The sequence below is a fragment of the Amycolatopsis tucumanensis genome, assembly GCF_021654135.1.
Lineage (GTDB): Bacteria > Actinomycetota > Actinomycetes > Mycobacteriales > Pseudonocardiaceae > Amycolatopsis_E > Amycolatopsis_E tucumanensis.
This window is the reverse complement of sequence record NZ_JAKGSD010000129.1, coordinates 1-1,413: the sequence shown is the minus strand read 5'-3', so window position 1 is coordinate 1,413 and position 1,413 is coordinate 1. Positions and strand designations below refer to the sequence as shown.

Here is a 1,413-nt window from a genome sequence, read left to right as displayed (position 1 = left end):
CCTAGTACTCCAGCCGCACTTCGTGATGTTGGTTGTGTCTTCGCTGGTAGTGGCTGGCCTTGGCGCGGTGTTGGTGGCGTCGGCGCCAGCGTGACCAGGCCTGGATCCGGAGCGATGGGCGCCCGGTGTGGATCAGATGTGCCAGGAGACGACGGACTTCGCCGAGGGTGAGCGGGATGAGGCCGTGGCCAGGGCTTTTGGGGACACTGCGGCGGTGACGGCGAGGTAGGCGTGGGCGAGCATGGCGAGGGTGATGTGGCGATACCAGGCGTCATAGCGTCGGACCTGGTAGTGATCGAGACCGACTTCAGTCTTGGCTGTCTGGAAGCACTCCTCGATGGCCCAGCGTGCGCCGGCGACGCGCACCAATTCCTCGTCTGGAGTGGTGGCGGGGGCGCAGCACAGGTAGTAGGCCAGTTCGGGTTCCACTCCAGCGGAGGTGATCTGACGGCGGACGAGGAGTCGGCGGGTCCAGCCGTCCGGGGTGTGCTCGCCGATCGTCGGGACGGTGGCCGCGGCCCAGTCGTAGAGTCGTGGTCCCTTGGCGCCGTTGCCGGCTGAGCGCCGTTTCCAGCTCTCGGGCGGCGCCTGGGCGACGAGCTGATCCGCCCGTGCGGTGGCGAACCCGCCGGCGGGCAGGGCTTGGTTGCGCGGCACGGCCACGACATAACCGATGTGGTGTTGTTCCAGCCAGGAGCGGAACTTGTGGTCTTGGCCGTAGGCTTCGTCGGCGGTGACCCATCGTGCTGGCACCCCGGCGGCGAACGCGCGAGCGAGCATCGCCTTAGCCAGCGTGGTCTTCGTCGCGAACTCGATCTCATCGGGTATTGCCGCTGCTCGGCAGCGCTCGCGATCGGCGATCCAGGACTTCGGCAGATATAACTCGCGATCGACGAGCGCACGTCCTCTCGGTGTGGTGTAAGCAAGAAACACGCCGAGTTGACAGTTCTCGATCCGGCCGGCGGTCCCGGAGTACTGCCGTTGAACACCGGCGGACTTGCTGCCCTTCTTGAGGAACCCGGTCTCGTCCACCACCAGAACACCGCCCGGGTCACCGAGATGCTCCACCACATAGGCGCGCAGGTCGTCCCGCACACCATCGGTGTCCCAGGTGGTGGCGTTGAGCAGGCGCTGCATGCCATCCGGAGTGGAATCACCGGCAATCTCGGCCAGGGTCCAGCCGTTCTTGTCCGCCAACGGAGCTAACAAACCCCGCACGTAGGCACGAGCACGACGGCGAGGCTCAGCACGGAAGAACCGGCCCGCGACCCGCCCGAACAACTCCTCCAGCCCAGTCACCCATGCCGAAACATCCTCATCCACCCACACAAGATCAAGAACCTACCAGAACAAGATCACAAAGTGCGGCTGGAGTACTAGGCCGTGTCTGACAATGTCTTTGTCCAGGTGATG

1 protein-coding gene is annotated in these 1,413 nt (G+C 65.1%); it reads right to left on the bottom strand.

Annotated features, from left to right (window positions below):
• Positions 1–132: 132 nt before the first annotated feature.
• On the bottom strand, positions 133–1,323 hold the full coding sequence (locus L2C96_RS44120) for an IS701 family transposase (protein ID WP_372491330.1): 1,191 nt from the start codon (positions 1,321–1,323) through the stop codon (positions 133–135).
• Positions 1,324–1,413: the final 90 nt, after the last annotated feature.